The sequence below is a fragment of the Leisingera sp. ABD4_442 genome (assembly GCF_056160905.1).
The window spans coordinates 1-8476 of the sequence record NZ_JBSWYB010000070.1 but is presented as its reverse complement, the minus strand read 5'-3'; the positions used below and the strand labels follow the sequence as shown (position 1 = coordinate 8476).

Annotated in this window: 5 protein-coding genes; all 5 read left to right on the top strand. The window is 58.0% G+C overall.

Annotation, left to right across the window (positions count from 1 at the left end):
• The coding region (locus ACXAHG_RS23210; RefSeq protein WP_475061153.1) for a hypothetical protein at window positions 1-1499 on the top strand (1499 nt) is incomplete at its 5' end.
• Window positions 1500-1739: 240 nt separating this feature from the next.
• Complete coding sequence (locus ACXAHG_RS23205) at window positions 1740-3764, top strand: type I restriction-modification system subunit M (protein WP_475061150.1); 2025 nt, start codon at window positions 1740-1742, stop codon at window positions 3762-3764.
• Entirely contained in the window at window positions 3761-5095 is a 1335-nt protein-coding gene (locus tag ACXAHG_RS23200) for a restriction endonuclease subunit S (RefSeq protein WP_475061148.1), read from the top strand. Before ACXAHG_RS23205 ends, ACXAHG_RS23200 begins: the two co-directional genes overlap by 4 nt.
• Entirely contained in the window at window positions 5092-5484 is a 393-nt protein-coding gene (locus tag ACXAHG_RS23195; protein WP_475061145.1) for a hypothetical protein, read from the top strand. Before ACXAHG_RS23200 ends, ACXAHG_RS23195 begins: the two co-directional genes overlap by 4 nt.
• An 18-nt stretch (window positions 5485-5502) precedes the next feature.
• Entirely contained in the window at window positions 5503-8475 is a 2973-nt protein-coding gene (locus ACXAHG_RS23190; RefSeq protein ID WP_475061142.1) for a type I restriction endonuclease subunit R, read from the top strand.
• Window position 8476 lies beyond the last annotated feature (1 nt).

Here is an 8476-nt window from a genome sequence, read left to right as displayed (position 1 = left end):
TCACAAATGCCCAGCCCCAAGAGAATGTACGGGAACGCCGCTACCGGCGCTTCTTCCAGATCGTTGATGACCTGGTTGAGGAGATCCAAGGCCACCAGTGGACCGCAACCGGCAAGGCAAAGCGCCGGGTGCAGGGGGAGCAACTCCTCAAGCTGAGGGCGTCCGTGGAGACTTTGATCCGTGACAGCGTAGCCGTGATCTACCAGCGCCAGCGGAAGGGGGAAGCTTCGATCCATCTGAACGGCAGTTGGTACAGCAGTCCTGCTTCCCCGGCCGATCTGACCTACAGCATCCATATCGAGCGGGCCTATCAGGGGATGCTGGAACTGGGTTACCTGGAGCAGACCAAGAAGGGTGTACACGACCGACAGGGCAGGAAAGACGGTTCCAGCCGCAGCCGTCTTACCCGGTTCAGGGCCACCGACCACCTCATCAGCAAGTTCACGGCCAAAGAGCAGGAAGTGTTCCCCGTGATCGTGCCTCCCGAGCGGAGCCATGCCCCCATAAAGGTGCGGATCAAGAATGCGGACGGCCCTGACGAGCTGTTCTCTGCCCCCGTGACAGCAGAAGTGCAGAAGATGGCGGAGAACCTTTCCCGGATTAACCGGGTGCTGGCTACCCGATGGTATGACCTGCATATCCCTGATGCCGAACTGGCAGATCTGCAAGCAAGGCTAGCAGAGGACCCCGACGGGGCGAAGCCTCTGGCGCTGGACCGGCGAACTCTCCACCGTGTCTTCAATGACAGGGACCTGACGACCGGAGGCCGGTTTTACGGGGCCTGGTGGCAGAATGTGCCGAAGGCTTACCGCCGCCACCTGATCGTCAATGGTAAGCGCATGGTGGAGATCGATTACTCCAACCTGCACCCCGCGCTTCTATATGCCCAGGAAGGTGTTGTGCCGCCTGTAGACTGCTACCGTGGCATCTTCGCCGCCGACGTTGAGGCACGGGGCGGTGATGAATTGCGCAGCACGGTCAAAGCTGCCTTCAACGCGATGCTGAATGCCGAGAAAGAGCTGCGGCAGGCTCCAAAGGGGGTCAATCCAGGCCAGTTTGACATGAAGTGGCGGGAGCTATCGGATGCCGTGCTGGCGGCGCATAAGCCCATCGCCCGTCACTTCTATACCGGAACCGGTAAGCGCCTGCAGCGTGCCGACAGCGACGTCGCTGAACAAGTGGTTCTCGACTTCATTGACCGTGGCATCGCCATTCTCCCGATCCATGACAGCTTCCTTGTCCATGAGGGGCATAGCGACCTGCTGGAAGATGTAATGCGCAAGGCGTTGCAGGACGTCTGCGGCGTTGAAACCGGACTTAAGCTGGTCGAGCCAGACCTTAGCCGCGTGATTGCCGAGGCCGAGGAAAAGCAACGGGAGGACCCTAATGGTTTTGGCCCAGATATGTCGCAAGACCTGGACGAAATCCTTGGTTCCCGTGAAGGTCACGACAAGAGGCTGGATGCGTTCTACTCGAGTGCGTCTCAAGGTACTCCTTGATCTGGGCGGCTGTCTCCCAGCTTTCGGGGAATGCTCTTTTGAAGTTTTAGAGCAAAGACCGGCTGCTTGCCTCTATGGTTGCGCAGGCAGCCACCCATATGCTCAAAGAGAGCAGAAAACCAATCTTGGAAGCAGCTTGCCAATCAGCAGTTCAGCCGAGGTTGGAGGTAGCCCTACTCGCTCCCGTCATTGATTGCCGTGCAGTCGACCCAAGGGCTATCCAATCGTGAAAGTGAGAATATGAGCGGAACTGACATCAAATCCCTGAGTGCCTTTGTGTGGTCCATCGCGGAGACTCTGCGCGGCGATTTCAAGCAGTCGGAGTACGGCAAGGTTATCCTGCCTTTCGTTGTCCTGCGCCGCCTGGACTGCATTCTCGAAGGGGCCAAAAGTGCCGTCCTCGACTTGGCCGAGGGCCTGCCCGAAGACATTGATGATGAGGCCCGCGATACGATCCTGTTTGGAGCCGCTGGCCAAAACCTTCAGGTCTACAACCTGTCGCGCTTTACCTTCAACAGCCTCCGGGGGCAGGATGCAAAGGACATTCACAGCAACCTCCTGGACTACGTCACCAAGTTCTCCCCGAACGTCCGCGACATCTTCCTCGAGAAGTTCCTGTTCACGGACCAGCTCAAACGGCTGAACGATGCAGGCCTGCTGTTCACCGTGTTCGAGCAGTTCTCCCAGATCGACCTCCACCCGGAGGCGATTTCCAACTTGGAGATGGGGTACCTTTTCGAGGAGTTGATCCGCCGATTCTCGGAGATCTCGAACGAGACTGCCGGGGAACACTACACCCCGCGCGAGGTGGTCCGCCTCATCGTTTCGCTGCTGCTCATAAACGACCACGACGCCCTGACCGGCAGCGGCGTTATCCGGCAGGTCTATGACCCGGCGGCGGGAACCGGCGGCATGCTGTCCATTGCCGAAATGGAGATGAAGGCCTTGAACGAGCGGATCCGGGTGGAGCTGTTCGGGCAGGAGCTGAACCCGGAATCCTTCGCCATCTGCAAATCGGACATGCTGGTCACCGGCCACAACCCCGAGAACATCGCCTTTGGCAACACTCTGACCCAGGACGCCCACAAAGGGCGGGGCTTCCACTACATGCTGTCGAATCCGCCCTACGGCGTGGACTGGAAGAAGTACAAAGATAGTATCGTCGCTGAGGCGCAGGAGCTTGGCATGGATGGCCGGTTCGGGGCCGGTCTGCCGCGCGTCTCGGACGGGCAGTTGCTGTTCCTGCAGCACATGATCTCGAAGATGCGGGATGACGAGCAAGGCACCCGTATCGGCATCGTCATGAACGGCTCCCCGTTGTTCACCGGCGGCGCCGGGTCGGGCGAGAGCGAGATCCGCCGCTGGATGCTGGAGAACGACTGGGTCGAGGCGATCATCGCCCTGCCGACGGATCTATTCTACAACACCGGCATTCAGACCTACGTCTGGCTGCTGACCAACCGCAAGACACGGGACCGCCAGGGCAAGGTGCAGCTGATCGACGCCAGCAGCGACCGCTTCTGGAAGTCCATGCGCAAATCGCTCGGCTCCAAGCGCCGCGAAATCCCGCCCGAAGCCTGCGACGAGATCACCCGCATCTATGCCGGGATGCTGAACGGCGAGGCTGGCTGGGGCGAATACTCCAAGATCTTCAAGACCACCGACTTCGGCTACCGGGAGATCCGTGTCGAACGCCCCCTGCAACTGGCTTTCGAGGTAACCGAAGACGCACTGCAGGCACTGCAGGAGGCAAAGCCCTTTGCCAAGCTGGATGCCGCCGAGCAGGAGGCGGTTGTGACCACGCTGCGGGATGGCCTACCTGCTGGCAAGCGGTGGTTGGACCGGGCCGAATTCGACAAGGAGCTGATGGCAGCGCTGAAGACTGCGGGTTTCAAGGTCGCCGCCCCGGTGAAGAAGGCCATCCTGTCGGCGTTGTCGGAACGGGACGACGACGCTAAGGTCTGCACCGGCAAGGACGGCAAGCCGGAACCCGATAACGATCTGCGCGATCATGAGCTGGTACCGCTGGAGGAGGACTGGCGCGACTACCTGCAGCGCGAGGTTCTGCCCTTCGTCCCCGATGCCTGGGTGGACGAGATCTATACAGACGCACAGGATGGCGGCGTTGGCCGTGTCGGCTATGAGATCAACTTCAACCGCTACTTCTACAAATACGTGCCGCCACGCCCGCTGGCAGAGATTGACGCTGAACTGAAGGTGCTGGAAACTGAGATCGCAGGTCTGCTGCAGGAGGTGGTGGAGTGAGGCCTGACTGGTTGGTACATATTCCGCCATCGTGGAGCAGCGTGCCTTTCGGCAGCATCTTTACACAGAGTAAAAAGAAGAACTCCCTTTTGCAGCGCGACTTTGTTTTGTCTGTGATCAAAGACCGAGGAGTTATTCCCTACACCGAGAAAGGAAATGTCGGAAACAAGGTCTCAGATGATCTGTCCGGTTATAAACTGGTTGATAAAGGTGACTTCGTTCTTAACTCAATGAACCTATATATGGGGTCTGTCGGCGTTTCAGATTACGACGGAGTGACTTCCACGGCCTACATCGTCTGCAAACCGCGCAAAGACGTCTACCCCGGCTACTACAACTACTTGATCCAGTTCAAAGGTTTCCAAGAGTATGTCGGTCTTCTCGGCAAAGGGATCATGGAGATCAGAGAAGCGGTCCGATGGACCGCTTTGAAGTCTGTCTTTGTCCCATTTCCGGACCTCGCTACCCAGCGTCAGATCGCCGGCTTTCTGGACCGCGAGACCGCAAGAATTGATCTGCTGATCGAGAAAAAACAGCGGCTGGTGGCGTTGCTGGAGGAGAAGAACGACTCGGAAATCTGGCAATCTATTTGCTGCGGTGCCGATTTAGACAGTGCGGAAGCTGCTGATCATCCATGGCCAACCAAGTTACCCGAGGGCTGGAAGCTTCAAAAAATTTCTCAGTTTGCCTCCGTTGGTAACGGCTCCACTCCTAGAAGGGAAAATCCGGCCTTTTGGGCCGACGAAGGAACTCCTTGGCTGAATAGTGGCGCGATCCACCAGAAGTGGGTGAAGTCTTCACCATACTTCGTAACAGACCTTGCACTGGCAAACTGCCACTTGCCTATCGTAGAACCCAACACTGTATTGGTCGCGATCACAGGCCAAGGAAAAACGCGTGGCACAGCAGCCCTATGCAAGATCCGGGCAACGATAAGCCAGCATCTCGCGTATGTCAGGATTCGTAATCCCGCAGAAATCCAACCTAGTTTTCTGCTTCTTGCTCTAAGGGCAGCATACAATTACCTAAGAGATCAGTCCGCCGGGGTCGGCAGTACTCGTGCCGCTCTTACATGTGAGTACTTAAAGTCCCTTAAGATACCGATACCGCCAAGTTCCACGCAAAGGGTTTTAGTAGAAAATATTGAAAGAGCCGGAAGGCTAAGTTCGGCCAGCTCCGAAAAAACGCAGGAATCCATCGACCGCCTTAAGGAATACCGCTCGGCCCTGATCACTGCTGCCGTTACGGGGCAGATCGATGTGCAAACCTACGGTAAATCCGGCACCGTGGACCGGCGGTTGGACGCCATTCAGGAGGAGATGGAGGCATGACCCGCCAAATCGACGAGCTGCGCGGCTTCCTGAGGGGCTATATGTCCGCCCATCCTCACATATCGGAGGCCGCGGCCAAAACCGCCTCTTCCGGTCGCGTTCATCTTTCGGTGTACCGCACGACCGGGGGCAAGCCGCTGGGCGTCGAGTTCGACAAGGACACCTTGCAGAACATCTGGCTGCGGGCAGGCGATGCCCCGGCACACATTCCCAGCAACGTGAAAGTCACCCAAAAAGCATGGACCGGCCACGATTGGGCCAGCGCTGATGGAAAAGGCGCAAACAGCAACCTGCGTGGCTATGTGGATTTCCATGGCCACGACCTCATCCGCCTGGGCGTGAAGACCCAGGCCGATGCCGACGGGATATTGACCCACCTTTTGAAGTAGCAATTTTCAGGACCAGCAATGACGACCGGACAGCATACGACCAAGGACATTCACCAGGAAAAGGTCTTTGAGTCCCATATCGTGGACTGCCTGACATCGGATCAGGGCTACCTCGAACGGGATCCTGCTAACGCCTACGATGTGGGCTATGGATTGGACCGCGAGCTGCTGTTCCGCTTCCTGCGGGACACCCAGCCTGAGGCCTGGCAGACGCTGGTGGACCACTACAGCACTCAGGCTGAAGCCGAGGTTCTTAAACGGCTGGAGAAGGCCCTGAAAGAGCAGCCCACCCACCAGGTGCTGCGCCAGGGGATCAAGCTGGTCCCGAGCATCAATTTCTCCCTCTGCTATTTTAAACCCGCCTCCAACCTGAACCCGGACCTGACCCGGCTCTACGAGGCCAACATCCTATCGGTGATGCGGCAGGTGCGGTATTCCTCGAAGAACGCCAATGCCATCGACATCGTGACCTTTGTGAACGGCATCCCCGTGACCACGATGGAGGTCAAAAACCCGCTGACCGGGCAGACCTTCAAACATGCCGAGGCCCAGTACCGCAAGGACCGGTCCCCCGGCGGCGAGCCGCTTCTGACGTTTAAACGCGGGGCCATCGTGCATTTCGCCGTGGACCCGGATAACGTGTCGATGACCACGCGGCTGATGAACGGCAAGACACGGTTCCTGCCCTTCAACAGGGGGCGGGATGGTGGGGCCGGCAACGTGGATGTGCCGGGGGAAAACCGGGTTGCCTACCTCTACAAGAATCTGCCGGGGGCAAAGGCTGTCTTCTCCCGCGAGGTGCTGCTGGACCTCATTGGGCGGTTCATTCACCTGGAGCGTGCTGGCGGCAAGGAGGTGCTGATCTTCCCCCGGTTCCAGCAGTTGGACGCTGTACGGCGCGTTCTAATGGATGCCCGGGGGAATGGCGCAGGGAAAAACTACCTGATCCAGCACAGTGCCGGGTCGGGCAAGTCCAACACCATTGCCTGGACTGCCCACCAGATCATCAACCTGCACGACGAAGCCGACCGGCCCCTGTTCGACACGGCGATCATTGTGACCGACCGTCTGGTCCTGGACCGTCAGTTGCAGAACACGATCAGTGGCTTTGCCCAGACAGAAGGCGTGGTGAAGAAGATCGACGGCACCTCCCGTGACCTGAAGCAGGCCATAGAGCAGGGAAAGCGGATCATTATCACCACCATCCAGAAGTTCGGCACGGAGCATCTGGCGGCCATTTCAGGCCAGTCCTCCAAGAACTTTGCCGTGATCATCGACGAGGCACATTCCTCCCAATCGGGCAAGGCCGCGCAGGCCATGAGTGATGCCCTGACACGGGAAAAGACCTCTTCCGAAGACATTGAGGATATGATCCTTGCCCATCAGGCTGCGAGAGGCCCGCAGAAGAATATTTCCTTTCTGGCCTTCACGGCAACACCCCGGAATGTAACGCTGGAGCGGTTCGGCCGCACCGGCGAGGATGGCCATCCGCACCCGTTCCACCTTTATTCGATGCGCCAGGCTATCGAGGAAGGGTTCATCCTGGACGTCCTCCAGAACTACATGACTTATTCGGCCTACTACCAGCTGGAGAAGGCCATCGAAGATGACCCTGCCTTCAAAGGCAGAAACGCGCAGCGGGCGGTTGCAAGATACGCTTCCCTCCATGCGACTACGATAGCTCAGAAAGTCGAGATCATCGTGGAGCATTTCCGTCGGCATGTGCGGAGAGAACTCGATGGCAAAGCGAAGGCAATGGTGGTCACGCAAAGCCGTGAACATGCCTTCCGGTACTGGCAGCAGATCAAAGCCTACATCAAGAAAAGTGGCTACTCCGACCTGAAGGCATTGGTGGCTTTCTCGGGAGACCTGAGCATCGATGGCAATGACTGGTCTGAGGCAGCAGCAAATGGCTTCCCGGAGACGGAGCTGCCGCAGCGATTTGGCACGGATGAGTATCAGGTGCTGGTGGTTGCCGAGAAGTACCAGACCGGGTTTGACCAACCGAAACTAGTCGCGATGTATGTCGACCGCAAGCTGGCAGGGCTGCAAGCGGTGCAAACCCTTGCCCGGCTGAATCGGACCCACTCGGGAAAGGAGCGAACTTTCGTCCTCGATTTCCAAAACACGATGGAGGAGATCCGTGTCGCCTTCGCCCCCTTCTTTGAAGCCACGGAGCTGGAGGAACGGACGGACCTCAATCAGATCTACGATCTTGAAAGCCGGATCTCTTCTTCGCCGTACGTCATTCGCGAGGATGTTGAGCGTTTTGCCGAAGCCTTCTTTGCGGGCAATCTCAGCGGCCAGGACCGGATCCGCCTCGAAGGCCTAGTAAAGGAAGCAGTTGGGCGTTTCGAGATGGATGATGACGAGGCGCAGCAGGAGGAATTCCGGCAGCTCATTCGCAGCTACACACGTTTCTATTCGTTCGTTGCGCAGATCGTGGCCTTGGGCGATCCGTGGCTCGAAAAGCTGTTCGCTTACGTGTCGTGGTTATCTCGCCTGCTGCCGTCGCGAGAAGTTCCTGCGGACATTTCCATCACGGAGGACATGCTGCAGCTCTCGGCGTTCCGCGTTCAGAAAGGCGAAGAAGGCTCTGCCTCACTGCAGCCTGGGGAGACCACCCAGCTGGCAGCGATCACCGAGTTCGGTGCGAACCGCTATACGGAAGAAGAGGAGCGGTCCCTGTCCGAGATCATCGACTCCTTCAACGAACGGCACGGAACCAACTTCTCCAGAGAGGACTTTCTCCGGTTCGAAAGCGTCAATCGGGAGATTATGGACGAAGAGATGACGGACATAATGCGAAACAACCCGGCGGATGTTGCTTATGGGCCGTACGAACGGGCCTTCTTCCAGGGCATCGTGAGGATGTTCCAGAAGGATACCGAGATGCGGAGTGCGGTAATGACAGACAAGCTGGCACGGGATCAGGCCATTCGCCACTATTTCAATGTGGCAATGCGTATGGCCACCGAGGGACGGACCTGAG